The organism is Hyphomicrobium sp. MC8b (genome assembly GCF_905067615.1).
In the GTDB taxonomy this organism is placed as follows: Bacteria; Pseudomonadota; Alphaproteobacteria; order Rhizobiales; family Hyphomicrobiaceae; genus Hyphomicrobium_B.
The window spans coordinates 1,694,138-1,710,220 of sequence record NZ_LR898465.1 but is presented as its reverse complement, the minus strand read 5'-3'; the positions used below and the strand labels follow the sequence as shown (position 1 = coordinate 1,710,220).

At 61.8% G+C, this 16,083-nt stretch carries 15 protein-coding genes; 7 read left to right on the top strand and 8 right to left on the bottom strand.

Going from position 1 to position 16,083, the window contains the following annotated elements; genetic code table 11:
- Positions 1–85 precede the first annotated feature (85 nt).
- Positions 86–535 (bottom strand): MEKHLA domain-containing protein, encoded by a 450-nt coding sequence (locus tag ACLB1Z_RS08315; RefSeq protein ID WP_409562885.1) that lies wholly within the window; start codon positions 533–535, stop codon positions 86–88.
- Complete coding sequence (locus tag ACLB1Z_RS08310; RefSeq protein WP_409562884.1) at positions 532–1,629, bottom strand: P1 family peptidase; 1,098 nt, start codon at positions 1,627–1,629, stop codon at positions 532–534. Before ACLB1Z_RS08310 ends, ACLB1Z_RS08315 begins: the two co-directional genes overlap by 4 nt.
- Positions 1,630–1,730: 101 nt before the next feature.
- Here ACLB1Z_RS08310 and ACLB1Z_RS08305 point away from each other — a divergent pair, with 101 nt between their 5' ends.
- Positions 1,731–2,882, top strand: a complete 1,152-nt coding sequence (locus ACLB1Z_RS08305; RefSeq protein ID WP_409562883.1) for a paraquat-inducible protein A — start codon at positions 1,731–1,733, stop codon at positions 2,880–2,882.
- A 239-nt stretch (positions 2,883–3,121) separates the two neighbouring features.
- On the opposite strand, the gene rpsD is transcribed toward ACLB1Z_RS08305, so the two are convergent.
- The 3 genes from rpsD to ACLB1Z_RS08290 form a co-directional block, all read right to left on the bottom strand.
- Positions 3,122–3,739 (bottom strand): 30S ribosomal protein S4, encoded by a 618-nt coding sequence (gene rpsD, locus ACLB1Z_RS08300; RefSeq protein WP_409562882.1) that lies wholly within the window; start codon positions 3,737–3,739, stop codon positions 3,122–3,124.
- A gap of 214 nt (positions 3,740–3,953) precedes the next feature.
- The gene (locus ACLB1Z_RS08295) at positions 3,954–4,607 is read right to left on the bottom strand and encodes a hypothetical protein (protein ID WP_409562881.1); all 654 of its coding nucleotides are present in this window, start codon (positions 4,605–4,607) and stop codon (positions 3,954–3,956) included.
- Between the two features lie 146 nt (positions 4,608–4,753).
- Positions 4,754–6,031, bottom strand: a complete 1,278-nt coding sequence (locus ACLB1Z_RS08290; RefSeq protein ID WP_409562880.1) for an RNA methyltransferase — start codon at positions 6,029–6,031, stop codon at positions 4,754–4,756.
- 325 nt (positions 6,032–6,356) lie between these two features.
- Between ACLB1Z_RS08290 and ACLB1Z_RS08285 the strand changes: the two genes are divergently transcribed.
- From ACLB1Z_RS08285 to ACLB1Z_RS08275, 3 genes are read left to right on the top strand one after another with little or no spacing between them, the layout of a single operon-like run.
- Positions 6,357–7,577 (top strand): NADP-dependent isocitrate dehydrogenase, encoded by a 1,221-nt coding sequence (locus ACLB1Z_RS08285; protein ID WP_013947041.1) that lies wholly within the window; start codon positions 6,357–6,359, stop codon positions 7,575–7,577.
- 47 nt (positions 7,578–7,624) lie between these two features.
- The gene (locus tag ACLB1Z_RS08280) at positions 7,625–8,380 is read left to right on the top strand and encodes a DUF4241 domain-containing protein (protein WP_409562879.1); all 756 of its coding nucleotides are present in this window, start codon (positions 7,625–7,627) and stop codon (positions 8,378–8,380) included.
- A gap of 28 nt (positions 8,381–8,408) precedes the next feature.
- Entirely contained in the window at positions 8,409–9,011 is a 603-nt protein-coding gene (locus tag ACLB1Z_RS08275) for a class I SAM-dependent DNA methyltransferase (protein WP_409562878.1), read from the top strand.
- A gap of 104 nt (positions 9,012–9,115) precedes the next feature.
- On the opposite strand, the gene ACLB1Z_RS08270 is transcribed toward ACLB1Z_RS08275, so the two are convergent.
- The 3 genes from ACLB1Z_RS08270 to recA all read right to left on the bottom strand — a co-directional run bounded on the left by ACLB1Z_RS08270 (position 9,116) and on the right by recA (position 13,876).
- Positions 9,116–9,589, bottom strand: a complete 474-nt coding sequence (locus ACLB1Z_RS08270) for a hypothetical protein (RefSeq protein ID WP_409562877.1) — start codon at positions 9,587–9,589, stop codon at positions 9,116–9,118.
- A 239-nt stretch (positions 9,590–9,828) separates the two neighbouring features.
- A complete protein-coding gene (gene alaS, locus ACLB1Z_RS08265) occupies positions 9,829–12,522 on the bottom strand; it encodes an alanine--tRNA ligase (protein ID WP_409562876.1) in 2,694 nt (897 codons plus the stop codon).
- A 220-nt stretch (positions 12,523–12,742) separates the two neighbouring features.
- Positions 12,743–13,876: a recombinase RecA gene (gene recA, locus ACLB1Z_RS08260; RefSeq protein WP_024275633.1), complete on the bottom strand. Its 1,134-nt coding sequence runs from the start codon at positions 13,874–13,876 to the stop codon at positions 12,743–12,745.
- Positions 13,877–14,089: 213 nt separating this feature from the next.
- Between recA and ACLB1Z_RS08255 the strand changes: the two genes are divergently transcribed.
- The 3 genes from ACLB1Z_RS08255 (at position 14,090) to ACLB1Z_RS08245 (ending at position 16,034) form a co-directional block, all read left to right on the top strand.
- A complete protein-coding gene (locus ACLB1Z_RS08255) occupies positions 14,090–14,647 on the top strand; it encodes a hypothetical protein (RefSeq protein WP_409562875.1) in 558 nt (185 codons plus the stop codon).
- A gap of 165 nt (positions 14,648–14,812) precedes the next feature.
- A complete protein-coding gene (locus ACLB1Z_RS08250) occupies positions 14,813–15,322 on the top strand; it encodes a hypothetical protein (protein ID WP_409562874.1) in 510 nt (169 codons plus the stop codon).
- A 145-nt stretch (positions 15,323–15,467) separates the two neighbouring features.
- On the top strand, positions 15,468–16,034 hold the full coding sequence (locus tag ACLB1Z_RS08245) for a formaldehyde-activating enzyme (RefSeq protein ID WP_013947033.1): 567 nt from the start codon (positions 15,468–15,470) through the stop codon (positions 16,032–16,034).
- The last annotated feature ends 49 nt before the right edge of the window (positions 16,035–16,083 follow it).

The following is a 16,083-nucleotide window of genomic DNA, read 5'->3' as shown; positions in this document are numbered from 1 at the left end:
CCGGCCTGCGCCGGGATGACGATGCGAGACGAATGGACACTCGCTCCCCTTACCGCGGCGGGAAGGACTGGGGCTGCGAACAAATTCAAACATCCGTCCACGATGCAAACGTCGCCGCCTGCCCGCGATTTGCCCCGTCGGCGTCGATCAACTGCCACACGATCCCGTCGTCGATCCAGAACCGGCGCCCCGACTTTGAAATCCGCACGCCGCGATAGCCGCGCACGAACCCGTCGCGCGCAACAGCTTCCAAAATCCGCGCGCGCTCCTCGCGATTCGGCGCTTCCGCCGACAGCCGCGACGGCAACGTGATGAACTCGTCCCACGGATATTCGAAACACGCCTGCGCCCGCTTGTTTGCATAGACGAAGCGCGGATCGGCATCCGTGTTATGCGCCACGACGACGAATGGCGCGTCCTCGTAAAGCCATTGCGCGTTTGCGCCCTCCGGCACCAGCGGCGCGCCGACGAGCCGCGCATAACTGCCCGTCAGCAGTTCGAAGAACGCTGGATCGCTCCGCAAATCCGAACTCATCCGACGACCAGCGTCTTCAGCTTCTCGGTGTCGATCGCCTTGACGACGCGACCGTGCTTGCCCGTCGTCGTCTCGGCCGCGAGCATCGCATTCAACACCGCTTCCTCCACGCTTTCGACCACGGCCAAATAAACCGCATCGAGATCGTCGTTGCTGACGGCCGTGAACGTCAACGCGGCAGGTTCCGGCAATTGCCCCGGATCGTTCGCCGTCGAAAATGCCATGAAGATATCGCCCGACGAATTGCCCGACGGCGTGCCGCCGCGTCCGATGCCGATCGACGCCCGCCGCGCCAGGCGTTCGAGTTGCCCCGGCAGCAGCGGCGCATCCGTCGCGATGATGACGATGATCGAGCCCCGCTCGTTTTCATAAACGCGCTCGCCCGGCAGCAGATCGCCGACCGGCTTCCCGCACACCGTCAGCCACGGTTTGATGCCGTGGTTCGCCTGCACCAGCACGCCGATGGTGTGTTCGCCGAGCCGCGTCTTCGCGATCCGCGACGCCGTCCCCGTCCCGCCCTTGAATTCGTAGGCAATCATGCCCGTGCCGCCGCCGACGCAGCCTTCTGCCACCGGCCCTGGCTGCGCGCCATCAATCGCCGCCATCACATGCGCTTCGGTGACATGAAACCCCGAGATGTCGCTCAGAAATCCGTCGTAGGTTTCGGCTGCGACCGGCAACGCCCAAAGATCCTCCCCCAGCGCCGAGAAGCGCTTGGCCATCCACTTCAGCGTCGCGTGATGCGCAAGCCCGACCGAGAATGTATTCGTGATCGTGATCGGCCCGGTAAACCAGCCCGCATCGCGGATCCAGTGCGCGCCCGTCATCTCGCCGTTGCCATTCATCGAAAACACGCCCGACCACAGCGGATGCGCCAGGTTTTCCGGCGCGCGCGGCAGGATCGCCGTCACACCCGTGTGCACGTTTCCGCCGTCATTGCGGAGCGTCGTGAAGCCGACAGTCACGCCGCCGACGTCTGTGATCGCGTTCAACGGCCCCGTTACACCCGGCATCGGCAATCCGAGCCCCCGCGCCCGCGGCTTGCCTGTGGAACCGAATTTCGCGGGATCGCTCGTCGTGCTGCTGTCCGTCATGCTCTCACCTGTTCTGCTCTCCCCTCCCTAGCCTCCAAATGCGCTTGCGACTTGACCCGCAGTGTCTCAATTTTGCCCTAACCGGATGGTGCCTCGATGGCATGGCAGAGCATGGCCCGCTTCGCCGCGAAAGGAGACCGATCGTGCAGGTCATGTGGCTGAGCGGCAGGCGCTTCTTTCTTTCGCTGACCATCCTGACAGCCAGCGTCTGCCTCGCGCTCGGCATCACGCTGCCGATCCTGAAACTGACAAGCTTCGGCATCTGGACGACCGAGCATTCGCTGCTCTCGACCGTCGACGTGTTGCTGAAGGACAACCAGACCTTCCTCGGCCTCATCGTACTCGTCTTCTCGATCCTCCTGCCCGTCACCAAGCTGCTTTACCTGCTGCTCGTCTCGACATTGCCGCCCGCCGAAATCGTCCGCCACCAGACACGGCTGCGCGCCCTCGAATGGCTCGGCAAATGGTCGATGCATGACGTACTCGTGCTGGCGCTGACGATCTTCTTCATCAAGAGCCAGGAGGTCTACGACGCATCGAGCCTCAACGGCGTCTATTTCTTCACCGCCGCCGTCGTGCTGATGATCCTCGCCTATGCCTGGATTAGAACAGACGGCATGGCCGCCGCGCCCGAGCTTGTCCCCGTGCTGCCGCAGCCCGACGTCGGCCAGAAGGAAACGCGGCCCGCGTGGCGCAACTTCGCGCTGAGCTTCTTGATTATTCTCGCAACGGTGTTCTTCGCGCTCGGCCTGATCATGCCGTCGATCCGCTTCACGACCGTCTACGTCTGGACCAACGAGCACTCAATCCTGACGATCATCTACGCGCTGTTCGAGAACAACGAATACTTCCTCTGCTCGGTCGTGTTTGCGGTGTCGGTGTTCTTCCCATTCCTGAAGCTCTTCTATCTGTTGACGCTCATCACCGCGCACGACATGCCGCAGGAGTTTCGGCGCAAATCGTTCGCGACGATGGAATGGATCGGCCGCTATTCGATGACCGACGTCATGGTGCTGGCGCTGATGATCTTCTACGTGAACTCATCGGGCTACACCGAAGCCCGCGTGCTGCCGGGCGTCTATTTCTTCGCCGCGTCCGCGCTGATGACGATGCTCGCCTACGCCTGGGCCAACGCTGAAACACCGTCACGACGCCGAAGCAAACGCGGCGACGGCGGCGGCCCGGCCATCACGCCCAACCCCGGCATCTCGATTTCCCCAAGCCCTAAAACTCGACGCCGCAGAGCCGCCTAACGCAACCTGCCGTCATCCCGGCGCAGGCCGGGATCCAGACAATCGGCAACCGAGAGTTTGCTAAAGCTTGACGGGGCCGACCTCCGTCGGCATGACGGAACTATGAGCAGCAAAAAAGGCCGCCTCGGAGCAGCCTTTTCGAAATCCAAAATCCACTTCGCCCAAAGACCGACGTCGTGCAGCAAGTCCGGCGCTGGCGGCCGGCTCCCCGCAGGGGAGTCGCCAGCGCCAAACAAAAACTACCGCGAATAGAATTCGACGACGAGGTTCGGTTCCATCTGAACCGGATACGGTACGTCGGACAGCGCCGGAACGCGCGTCAAAGACGCCGTCAACTTGCCATGGTCGGCGTTGACGTAATCGGGAACATCACGCTCAGCGCTCTTGATCGCTTCGAGCACGAGCGTCATCTGCTTCGCCTTCTCGCGAACTTCGATGACGTCGCCAACCTTCAGGCGGTAGCTCGGAACGGTGACGCGCTGGCCGTTGACCGAAACATGGCCGTGGCTCACGAACTGGCGCGCAGCAAACACGGTCGGCACGAACTTCGCGCGATAGACGAGCGCATCGAGACGGCGCTCCAGGAGGCCGATCAGGTGCTCGGACGTCGAGCCCTTGAGGCGCGAAGCCTCATCGTAAGCGGCGCGGAACTGGCGCTCGGAGATCGAAGCGTAATAACCTTTGAGCTTCTGCTTGGCTTTGAGCTGCTGGCCGAAGTCGGACAGCTTGCCCGAACGGCGCTCGCCGTGCTGGCCCGGACGGCTCTCGCGGCGGTTGAGCGGGCTCTTCGGACGGCCCCAGATGTTCTCTCCAAGGCGGCGGTCGATCTTATGCTTGGCGCGAATGCGCTTCGTCATCTTCTAGCACTCCATGAGTTATGGCCCGGCCGAAGGAGCCGGAGCCGATTGGAGCGCCCCCTCCTCTAACCCCTCTCGGGTTTGACAGGCATGGACCTTCGACAGTCCCGCCACGGGTGCGCAGAAATCAAACGCGGGCCCGAAGGCCCGCGAAGGTTGTGCTTGATAACGGTCATCGAGAGCCGCGTCAACCGCCCCGAACCGCCTCGAAAGCCTATTTCTTCTCGACCGTCGTCTCGCTGACGGACGTCGACCCGGTCGAAACGGGCGCACCGGCTGCAGGAGGAGCCCCGGCCGGCGGCTTCTGGCCCGCCTGAGCAAAATTCGGCGGCGGACTGCTGGCGACGTACGCCTCGATCAGCTCCTTAACCTTTTCCTTTTGCTCGGGCGTACACGTCTGCGGCGGCGATTTCTTTTCGTCGACAACGACTTGCTTGTCGCCTTCCTGCTCGACCAGCTTGATACGGCCGGTCATCAGCATCAGCGTCGTCAGATGTAACTGGCTGATGTAAACGAGTTGCTGCTGCGTCCACTTCCGTGTCGCCTCTTCCCGGCGCATCAGCGCACGGTGGTTCTGAACCTGCTCGTCGCGCAAGTCGCAAATCTGAGCATGGGCCGAAAGGCGGCCAGCCATAATCACCCGGCGCGCAACATCGAGCGGGACCTCGACCTGCGCCTTCTTGTTCTTGTCGATAACGATGACCGACCCATCCGGCTTGGAGAACTGCTGCGGGGTAAGCGACCACGCATACTCCATGAACGATCTTACGGCATGCTCACTGAGTTCCTGCGCGCCAGCCGACACTGTGGATCCCCACAGCGACAGCGCTGCCACGCCCGCCAACACAACCCCCGCCCTCGTGTTCATCCACATCTCCAGTTGAGCCTCTGCGTTTTTTATCTCGTTGCAAAAATACGTTTCGGGCGCGACCCAATGGGCAGCCGCGTTGCATATCGCGAGTATGCCTCTCGGCTTGGCATCGCTCGGCCCAAAACTTGGCCATATGAAGGCGCTTAATCCCCCCCTTTTCGGGCCTTTCCTTTGCCCTGTGCGAGCGTTGCAACTATGCCACGAAGGGTGCGGACTTCTTGCTCCGTCGCGTTCATTCTGGTCAGCAGTGTGCGAAGATTTTGCGACACGACCGTCTTGCGGTGGGCTGGATTGAAAAAACCGTTCGCTTCCAGCTCCCGTTCTAAATGTTCAAATAGGCCAATGAGTTCCTCTTTCGTCGCCGGCCTGTCCCGGCCCATGTAGAGGCCCTCGGTAAGAGGCTTCTCGTACGTTGTGACACGGCCGAGACTTCGCCCAGAATCCCCCCGCATCCACTCGTATCCCGTTAGCAGCACAGCCTGGGCAAGGTTAAGGGACGCAAACCGGGAATTGACAGGAATCATGATCAGAGCGTCTGCATGGGCAACTTCGCTGGTCTCCAGCCCATTACGCTCACGCCCGAACAAAATCCCGCACCGCTCCCCTCGGCCGATCCGGGTGCGCATCTCGGCGATCGCCTGCTCCGGCGTCAGGACCGGCTTGCGCAGATCCCGTTGCCGCGCCGTCGTCGCCGCGATCCAGTTGAGATCCGAAATGCTCTCGTCGAGATTGGAATAGGCGCGCGCATCGTCAATGATGTAATTGGCGCCCGAGGCCGCAATGCGTGCTTTCTCGTTCGGCCAGCCGTCGCGCGGACTGACGAGCCGGAGATCGTCGAGACCGAAATTCGCGCAGGCGCGCGCCACCATCCCGATGTTGTCGGCAAGCTGCGGCTCCATGAGAATGACCGATGGCGTCTCGCCCTCGCCCGCCACCGGCTCGCCGCGCATATTTGCCCGCCGCAAACCGTGACGCAGCTTGCGAATGACACGCCGCGCCCAGAACCAATAATTCTCACCTGACCATTGCTTGGCGAGCGTTTCGAGACAAGGCGTCGAGACGGTTTCCGTCCCCTCGCCCTTCAGGCGCACGCGCCCATCTCCGACGATCACTTCTTTCTTGCTGAGAACGAATTGATCGAGCGTCTCGATGCCCTGAACTTCCGTGCGCCGCTTGCAGCCCGGACACGTCACCTCGTCCGAGATGCACGTGAGGCTGGCGCAGTATTGCAAGATGGGTTCGAGCGTATCGCGCGTCAGCCCTGGAATGGCGAGCTTTTCAAGCCCTTGATCGATCGAGCCGGCGTGACAGGCGTGAACGACTTCGCAAACGCGCGTCGCCCGCGGTCCGAGCACAGGCTCGCCGCTGCCGACCATGATGCGGAGCGCATCGCCTGCCGAAGTCTCAGTCTCGACGTTCAATCGTTTCCTCCAGGTGGGTCTCGGTACCTCGACCGGCGTCCCATCGTCCATATGCCAGGACAGGGTGTCATTACGGAGCGCACGTCAAGGGCCCAGCGCGACACGCCTGCGGACAGGCAAGAACGCTCCGGCGTCCTCCGGCACAAACCACGCCGCGCAGGTGGAACGACCTTGGCGCCGCCGAGCAAGACTTGAAACGCGTCTTGATCTGACGCACCACTTCGCCGAAGGTTCTCTTCGCAAGTGCGTGATGAGCGATTAAGCTTTGCGCACCTGCGTCATAGAACAAGATCCACCGTCCTCAAATCGCTCCGCGAGACATCCAATGCAGAAAATCAAAGTTGAAGGCACCGTCGTTGAACTCGACGGCGACGAGATGACCCGCATCATCTGGAAGCTGATCAAGGACAAGCTGATTCATCCCTACCTCGACGTTAACCTGGAATACTACGACCTGAGCGTCGAAAATCGCGACAAGACCGCGGACCAAGTGACGATCGACGCCGGCAACGCCATCAAGAAGCATGGCGTCGGCATCAAGTGCGCAACGATCACGCCCGACGAAGCGCGCGTCAAAGAATTCAATTTGAAGGAAATGTGGAAAAGCCCGAACGGCACCATCCGCAACATCCTCGGCGGCGTCATCTTCCGCGAACCGATCATTTGCAAAAACGTCCCCCGCCTCGTCCCTGGCTGGACGCAGCCCATCATCGTCGGTCGCCATGCCTTCGGCGACCAGTATAAGGCGACCGATTTCAAGTTCCCCGGCAAGGGCGTGCTGACGATCAAGTTCGTCGGTGAAGACGGCAATGTCATCGAGAAGGAAGTGTACAAAGCCCCCGGCGCCGGTGTCGCGATGGCGATGTATAACCTCGATGAATCAATCCGCGAATTCGCACGCGCCTCGCTGAACTACGGCCTTTCGCGCAATTATCCCGTTTATCTCTCCACCAAGAACACGATCCTGAAGGCCTATGACGGCCGCTTTAAGGATCTTTTTCAGGAAGTTTACGACGCTGAGTTCAAGGAAGAATTTCAGAAGCGCAAGCTGACCTACGAGCACCGCTTGATCGACGACATGGTCGCTTCCGCACTCAAATGGTCGGGCGGTTACGTTTGGGCCTGCAAGAATTACGACGGCGACGTTCAGTCGGATACGGTTGCGCAGGGCTTCGGCTCGCTTGGCCTGATGACCAGCGTTCTAATGACGCCGGACGGCAAGACGGTTGAAGCCGAAGCCGCGCACGGAACGGTCACGCGCCATTACCGCGAACATCAGAAGGGTAAGGAGACATCGACGAACTCGATCGCGTCGATCTTTGCGTGGACGCGCGGCCTCGGCCATCGCGCCAAGCTTGACGACAACGATGCTCTTCTGAAATTCTGTCAGACGCTCGAGAAGGTCTGCATCGCAACGGTCGAAGCAGGCTACATGACGAAAGACCTGGCGCTTCTCGTCGGACCGGAGCAGAAATGGTTGTCGACGACGGGCTTCCTCGACAAGGTCGATGAAAACCTGAAGGCAGCGATGGCAAAGTCAACATAATGGTAACGCGCGAGATACGATGATGCGTCGAAAAGGAGGAGAGCAAAGTGGCCGGCGTCCGCTCGTTTCTCTCGTCCGTGTTCACGCTGCTCGCCGGACATGGAGCTTCCGCGGCTGTTCCCGACTACGCAGAGGCCTTCACCCGCGCCTTCGACGCGACGTACCGCTTGACGGTCGACGAGGCCGATGAAGGTAAGCCGCCACGTCTTCATCCGACGTCCTTTCGCACCCTCGAACTCGGCAATCTAAAGATCGTGAGCGGCCGGATCGCCGCTTGCGATCCGTTCGTTTCGATCGACGCGCGGCTGCCGTTTTCCGAGCTGGTGCCGAACGGGTCGTTTCCGGTCCGCCTCGCGATCGCGGTCGGCGGCATTAACGATGGCCGCATCGCATTCGCTCGCATCGACTTCGCAGACACTCCGGCAGTGAAATGGAAAATGGCCGTGACCGACGGCCAAGACGCGTCCACGCTCGCTGGCGGCGAAATCTTCGGCTATCCGGTCGATGCCGGAACCGGCGCCTTCTACGATCCAAAAGCCGCCGAGACGCTGACATCCGTCCTTAAAGCGAACCCCGACGCCTGGGAGGAGTGGCAGGAGAAGGGCGAGGCCAACGGTAAGGCCGCGCACCTCAAACCGAACTTCTTCCTGATGCTCCCGGCCGGCGAGACGAACGTTGCGATGTTCGCCAGCGGCTGGGGCGACGGCTTTTACGCGTCCTATTTCGGCTACGACAAAGACGGGCGCGTCGTCGCCCTCATCACCGACTTCGCCATTATCGACTGGGAAAAGGTGAAACGCTGACGACGCCATTGGAGAAACATCCAACGCCATGACGTCAGACGCGGCGAACATCATCGCTCTTTACGAAAGACACGCCCACACCTGGGACGAGGTCCGATCGCGAAGCCTGCTCGAAAGGGAATGGCTCGACCGCTTCCTTGCGTCGATCGCTGCCGGCGGCTCCATTCTCGACATCGGCTGCGGATCAGGCGAACCGATCGCAGGCTTCTTCGTTCGCGCAGGCTATCGCGTTCACGGCGTCGACAGTTCGCAGGCGATGATCGCGCGCTGCAAAGCCCGCTTTCCGCAAAGCGACTGGCTCGTTGCGGACATGCGCACCCTCGCGCTCGGCCAAACGTTCGACGGTATTCTTGCTTGGGACAGTTTTTTCCATCTGACCCAGGACGATCAACGCCGCATGTTCGCGATTTTCCGCGCGCACGCAGCACCGGGTGCGGCTCTGATGTTCACGAGCGGAACGGAGAACGGCGTGGCGATGGGCACCTTCGGCGGTGAACCGCTCTATCACGCGAGCCTCGCGCCGGAGGAATACCGTGCTTTACTCGTTGCACAGGGGTTCGAGGTCGTCACTTACGTTGAGAAAGACCCGACTGCCGGCGGCCACACGATCTGGCTCGCCCGCAGCAAGTAAACACTCACCGCGCTCGGCGGCCGGCTCCCCGCTGGGGAGTCGCCGAGTGCAAACGTAAAAATTTAGCGCGCGCGGAACGCGTGTCGCCAAGCAGAAACGTAAAACTATTTCTTCTGCCCGGCGATCTGCTGATCGACCTGCGCCTGCATCTGCGCGTTCATCACGTTGAAGTCGTTCTGAAGTTTCGCGCAGGCATCACCGTTCCCATCGCAGACGACTTTCATCGCGATCACGAGGTTGTCGCCCTTGTGTTCGACCTTGCGGCAGACGGCGGCGGGATAAGCCGGATTCTTCTTGGTCGTAAACGTGTACATCACCGTGGCGTTCTTCGGATCGTCCGAATACGCGAGATACTGATCGCTCTCGTACACTTTCTGCAGGCCAGCCTTCGACGTGTAGCGCGAAATCAGCTCTTCCGCCTTGCCTGACGCGTCGCCGCAGAATTCCTGCGCGGCCGTCATCGTCGGTCCGGCCGAAGGCGCTGGCGTTGCCGGAAGCTTTACGATGGAATCGTCGGCTAAGACCGGAGAAGCAGCGATGAAAAGAGCGGCGAAAGCCAGCGAACCCATGCGAAACATTTCAAAATTCCTCGTTGGCGAAAGCGGGCCGTATATACCCAATTTTCCCGACGGTCATTAGTGAATTGCCTGCAAGGTAACGGGAAAAAGCTTCCGCACCGCAACATGGGCCGACACCGTCATCCCGGCGCAGGCTGGGACCCAGACAAATTTCAACACCTAGAAGTATGGGTGCTCGTCTGAGTGCCGAGCTGCGTCGCCATCGTGGACTTAGGAACGGCCAGAGTAGTTCGCAGTCGTCAGCTCGCGAGCCGTTCTTCGATGGCCTTCAGCGCATCGCCCGCTTTGGCGCCGTCCGGTCCGCCCGCCTGCGCCATGTCGGGACGCCCGCCGCCGCCCTTGCCGCCGAGCGCTTCCGCACCGGCCTTGACGAGATCGACCGCGCTCCACGTCTTGACGAGATCGTCCGTGACGCCGACCGCGAGGCCCGCCTTGCCGTCCTCCGTCACGCCAACGACGGCAACGATGCCCGAGCCGACCTGCTTCTTGCCGTCATCAATGAGGCCGCGCAGGTCCTTCGGATTGAGCCCCTGCACCGTACGCGCGAGCAGCTTGACGTTGCCGACGTTGCGGATCGCTTCGCCATTCGTTGCCGCGCCATCCGCACCCGCACCGCCGCCAAGCGCGATCTGGCGCTTCGCATCGGCAAGCTGCTTTTCGAGACTGCGGCGCTCTTCCACGAGATGCTTCAAGCGATCGACGAGATCTTCCGGTCGCGTCTTGAGCACGCTCGCCGCTTCCTTTACGCGTGCATCCTGCTCGTCGAGATAGGCGCGCGCACCCTCACCCGTCAGCGCTTCAAGACGGCGGACGCCCGCCGAGCTGCCGCTTTCGGCGACGACGCGAATGAGACCGATATCGCCCGTGCGCGACACATGCGTGCCGCCGCACAATTCGACCGACCACGCCTTGTTGGCGCCGGGCCGCGTCGACCCCATCGACACGACGCGCACTTCATCGCCATACTTCTCGCCGAACAGCGCCATCGCGCCCGTCGCGCGCGCATCGTCAAGCGCCATCAGCCGCGTGACGACCGGCGTGTTTTCGAGCAGCACGGCGTTCGCTATGTCCTCGACCTGCTTGATCTCGTCCGCCGACATCGGCTTCGTATGTGAGAAGTCGAAGCGCAGACGATCGGGCGAAACGAGCGAGCCCTTCTGCGCGACGTGTGTGCCGAGCACCTGCCGCAGCGCCTCATGCAGAAGATGCGTCGCGGAATGGTTGGCGCGCGTCGCCGAGCGCCGCCCATGATCGACTTCGAGCTCGACCGCTTCGCCGACCTTGAACGCTCCGCTCTCGACCTTGCCGAAATGCACGAACAGATCGCCGAGCTTCTTCTGCGTATCGGTCACGCGGAACAGCGTGCCTTTCGGACCTTTGATGACGCCCTGGTCCCCGACCTGACCGCCGCTCTCGCCGTAAAACGGCGTTTGGTTGACGATTATCGCGCCTTCCTCACCGGCTTTGAGTTCGGAGGCCTCTCTGCCACCCGCCACGACGGCCGTGACGATGCCTTCCGCACTCTCTGTGTCATAGCCGAGGAACTCGGTCGCGCCGGTCTTGTCCTTGATTTCGAACCAGAGGCCTTCTGTCGCCGCTTCACCCGAACCCTTCCAGGCGGCCTTGGCGGCATCCTTCTGCTTCTTCATCGCCGCATCGAACGCACCGGTATCGACGGCAATGCCGCGCGGCTTCAGCGCGTCTTCCGTGAGATCGAGCGGGAAGCCGTACGTGTCGTAGAGCTTGAACGCGACGTCGCCGGGGAATACCGCGCCATTCGTGAGACCAGCCGAGCTTTCGCCCAACAGCTTTAGGCCGTTGTCGAGCGTGCGCTTGAACTTCGTCTCTTCGAGCTTCAGCGTCTCGGTGATGAGCGGCTGCGCGCGCACGAGTTCCGGATAGGCGTCACCCATCTCGCGCACGAGCGACGGGACGAGCAGATACATCAGCGGATCGGTGCAGCCCATCTGGTGCGCATAGCGCATGGCGCGGCGCATGATGCGGCGAAGCACGTAGCCGCGGCCTTCGTTCGACGGCAGCACGCCGTCGGCGATCAGGAAGCTCGTCGAGCGCAAATGATCAGCGATGACGCGCCGCGCGACGTGATCGAAATCCTTCGTCGCCGCGCTTTCCTTCGCGCCGACTTTCCCCGCCTCCTGGCGGATCGCCTGGATGAGATGCTGAAACAGATCGATGTCGTAGTTGTCGTGCTTGCCCTGCAGCACCGCCGCGATGCGCTCAAGCCCCATGCCGGTGTCGATCGACGGCCGCGGCAGGTCAACGCGATCCCCCGGAGCGCGTTGCTCGAACTGCATGAACACGAGGTTCCAGATTTCGATGAAGCGGTCGCCGTCCGCATCCGCCGAGCCCGGAGGGCCGCCCGGAATCTTGTCGCCATGATCGTAGAAAATCTCCGAGCATGGACCGCACGGCCCCGTGTCGCCCATCTGCCAGAAGTTATCCGACGTCGCGATGCGAATGATCTTGTCGTCGGAGAAGCCGGAGATCTTCTTCCAGATGCGATAGGCTTCGTCGTCGGTGTGATAGATCGTGACGAGCAGCTTGTCTTGTCTGAGCCCGAAGTCCTTCGTCAGCAGGTTCCAGGCCAGCTCAATCGCGCGCTCTTTGAAGTAGTCGCCGAACGAGAAGTTGCCGAGCATCTCAAAGAACGTATGGTGGCGCGCCGTATAGCCGACGTTATCGAGGTCGTTGTGCTTACCGCCCGCGCGGACGCACTTCTGCGACGTCGTCGCCCGCGGAATAGCCCGCGTCTCCTGCCCCGTGAAAACGTTCTTGAACTGCACCATTCCCGCGTTCGTGAACATCAGCGTCGGGTCGTTGCGCGGAACGAGCGACGACGACGGCACGATCTCGTGTCCGTTCTTGCCAAAGAAATCGAGAAACGAAGCGCGGATTTCGCTGACGCCAGCCATGTGGTGCTTTCGGCCTGATCTGGATAAAAAACATGTTCCGGGACACAGCCCCGAAACGGGTTAAGGCCGCCGTTGTAGCGGCGGCCCTGAGGCATGTCTAGGAAGGGGCGGTCCTTGCGGCAGGCCGTCCGCCTGCGGCGGAACGACAGGCGCTGGCGGCCTCCATCTGCACCATCCGGCCGGCTTCCCGAAGGGAAGTCGGATGGCGCCACTCAAAGCCCTACCGCTTCGCCTTGGCGACTTTCTTCCCCGATTCGTCGGGGAGAACCCCGTCCTCGTCGGGTTCTTCGCCATCATCCTCGCCGGCTTCCGGATTGGCCAGCATCTTCTCGACGATGAGGCCGGCATTGGCCCGGATCGCCCGCTCGATCTCCGCCGCGACGCGGGGATTTTCCTTCAGGTACGTCTTAGCGTTTTCCCGGCCCTGGCCGATGCGGTCGCCATTATAGGACAGCCACGCACCCGACTTCTCGACCAGCCCTGCCTTGACGCCGAGATCGATCAGCTCACCGACCTTCGAGATGCCTTCGCCGTACATAATATCGAATTCGACCTGCTTGAAGGGCGGCGCCACCTTGTTCTTGACGACCTTGACGCGGGTCTGGTTGCCGACCGTCTCTTCGCGCTCCTTGATCTGGCCGATGCGGCGAATATCGAGGCGAACGGAGGCATAGAACTTCAGCGCGTTGCCGCCCGTCGTCGTCTCAGGGTTGCCGAACATGATGCCGATCTTCATGCGGATCTGGTTGATGAAGATCACCATCGTATTGGACTTCGAGATCGAGCCCGTGAGCTTCCGGAGTGCCTGGCTCATCAAGCGGGCCTGCAGGCCCGGCAGACTGTCGCCCATCTCGCCTTCGAGTTCGGCCTTCGGCGTCAGTGCGGCGACCGAGTCAACCACGAGCACATCGACGGCGCCCGAACGCACCAGCGTGTCAGCGATTTCCAGTGCCTGTTCGCCGGTATCCGGCTGCGAAATCAGGAGATCCTCGACCTTGACGCCAAGCTTCTTGGCGTAGCCCGGATCAATCGCATGCTCGGCATCGACGAACGCACACGTGCCGCCCTTCTTCTGCGCTTCCGCCACAACTTGTAGCGCCAACGTCGTCTTGCCCGAGGATTCAGGTCCATAGACTTCGATGATGCGTCCCTTCGGCAATCCCCCGATGCCGAGCGCAATATCGAGTCCGAGCGATCCCGTGGAGATCGCTTCGATATCCAGCTTTTCGTTGGCGCCGAGCCGCATGATCGACCCCTTGCCAAAGGTCTTGTCGATCTGCGCGAGTGCCTGCTCCAGCGCCTGCTTCTTGTCCATCTTGCCCCCTTCGAGCACAGTCAAGTCCGGCCGTTCCATGTCGTCACCCTCAATCCCTTATGGCAAGCGCCGCGCGCCATCAATTAAGGATAAACGTACACTTTTTGTTCCGCTTCTGTCAATCACGTTTTGTTCTCGTTGTGGAGTCCCCGCGCCGAATTTTCTCACTCTTGCGCACATGTTTCCTTAGGGACAGCGCGTCGCGGCCTCTCGCGGCACTCTCCTGGCAACCCAAGCCGAAGGAGACAGCCCGTGTCCAAGTTGCTCGCAGTTCTGATTTCCATCGCCGTCGTCGCCGCGTCGTTCACATCAGCCGCCGAAGCCGGCCCCGGCCGCCGCCTCGGATTCTTTCTTGGCGGCATGGCGGCCGCCAGCATGCTCGCGCACGCCGCCGAAGAGCGCCGTCGTGAGGAAGCCTACGAGAGAATGCGCGCCCGCCGGGAAATCGCCGCCCGCGAACGAGCCCGCCAGCGCGCCATCGCCGCCGCGGCCGCCAAACGCGAACGCGCCCGCCAGATCGCGCTGCAGAAGCAGAAAGCGGCCCAGATCGCCGCTGCCGAGACTGCATCCCAATCCACGACGAGCGACGACAAGCCCGCGCTCAAAAAGGGCGACCGGCTGACCTCGGGCGACAGTACGCCTGCATCCACAACGGCCGACAGCTCAGCGCAGACGACGACGGTTGAAAAGACACCGTCGAACGCTATCGAAACGTCATCGACGACACCGAGCGCTCCGGCCGCCACGACCGTCACCTGCCGCAAATATTCGGCAGCTGCCGATAGTGTGATCGAGGCGCCCTGCCAGTAATTCTCATTCGCCCTTCACTCAAAAAACGCGGCTCGCCGTCCTTCGGCCGGGCCGCGTTTTTATGTTCAACACCCCAGCACGATTTGCAGACGTGTTCCGTCCGAAACAGCGGGAAAAATCGCGCTACTCCAAGATGCCTCCATCGCAAATTCGTGGGAGGCACCCATGCTCAAGATCTCGACCCTCATCGCCGTTCTGGTCGTCGCCAGCACCGTCGCATCGAACGCGGAAGCACACGGCATGGGCTCGTTCTACGCCAGCCCGTTCTTCCGCAACCAGGGCCGCCAGCCGGCCCAGCCCTGCGAGAAGGACAAGCGCCGCAATCTCGAAGAAGCCTTTGCGAGAGCGCGTGAAAAGCGGCTCGCCGAATTACGCGCCGAACGCGCACAGGCTGCGGCCCTTGCCTCAAAACGCGCCCGTCTCGCAGCGCTCGCCAAAAAGAAAGCTGCAGCCGCAAAGCAGGCTCAGACGCTTGCAGCCACACGAACGAAAACGATCGCGCAGCAAACGGCATCGACGGGCACCACAAACATCGCCAAGAAAAGCGATCTGCTGCCTGTCTCGACGGCCTCAAACGCAACCGCGACCGCAACGAAAACAGCAGCAGCCGCACCGCAAGTCTGCCGCCGCTATTCCGCCGCCACCGACAGCGTCATTGAAATTCCCTGCGACTAGCGCGTGCGATTGCCCCCCATCGCATCGCGACCGTGAGACGCGCCATAACCAGAACTTATGGCGCGTCTCTGGCCACTCTGGTTTAAGCCCACCCCGTGCGTCGGCTTCGGCGCTCAATTGATAACCGAGCACAAGGTGGTGACATATGAGCATTGCATCGCGCCCGTCGGGGCGTTTTGGCATTCGCGTCGGCGAAGCCCTCGTCGCAGGCGGCCCTCCGGGAACGGCAGCGGAACCCGAAGTCGCGATCGGCGAAATGGACGGCCCCTTCGGCACCGCCTTCGCGACGCTTCTCGGCGACCAGGTAAAGGGCCACAGCCGCGTGCTGTCGCTTCTGAACACCGACGTGATGGTGCGTCCGCCAACGCTGTGCGTCAGCAAGGTGACGGTCGACAACGAGCGCTACACCAACATTCTGATGGGCACAGTGCAATATGCGACCGCGATGGGCGTCCTCGACGCCGTACGCGCCGGCGACCTGCCGAAAGACAAAGTCGATGATCTCGGCATCATCGTTTCGGTGTGGCTGAACCCCGTCGTCTCGACGATCGACAAGCTCGATCACAAGATCCTATTCGACATCCATCGCAAGGCGACCGCGCTCGCCATTCACAAGGCGATGAACTTCAAGCCCGACATCGACTGGCTGCTCGAAAACCAGGACAAGATCATTCACAAATACTTCGAGAAGGGCCTCAAGGGCGAGGTGTGATCCAAGCCTCGCGCCGGGCGGCCGGCTCTCCGGAGGCGAGTCGCCCGGC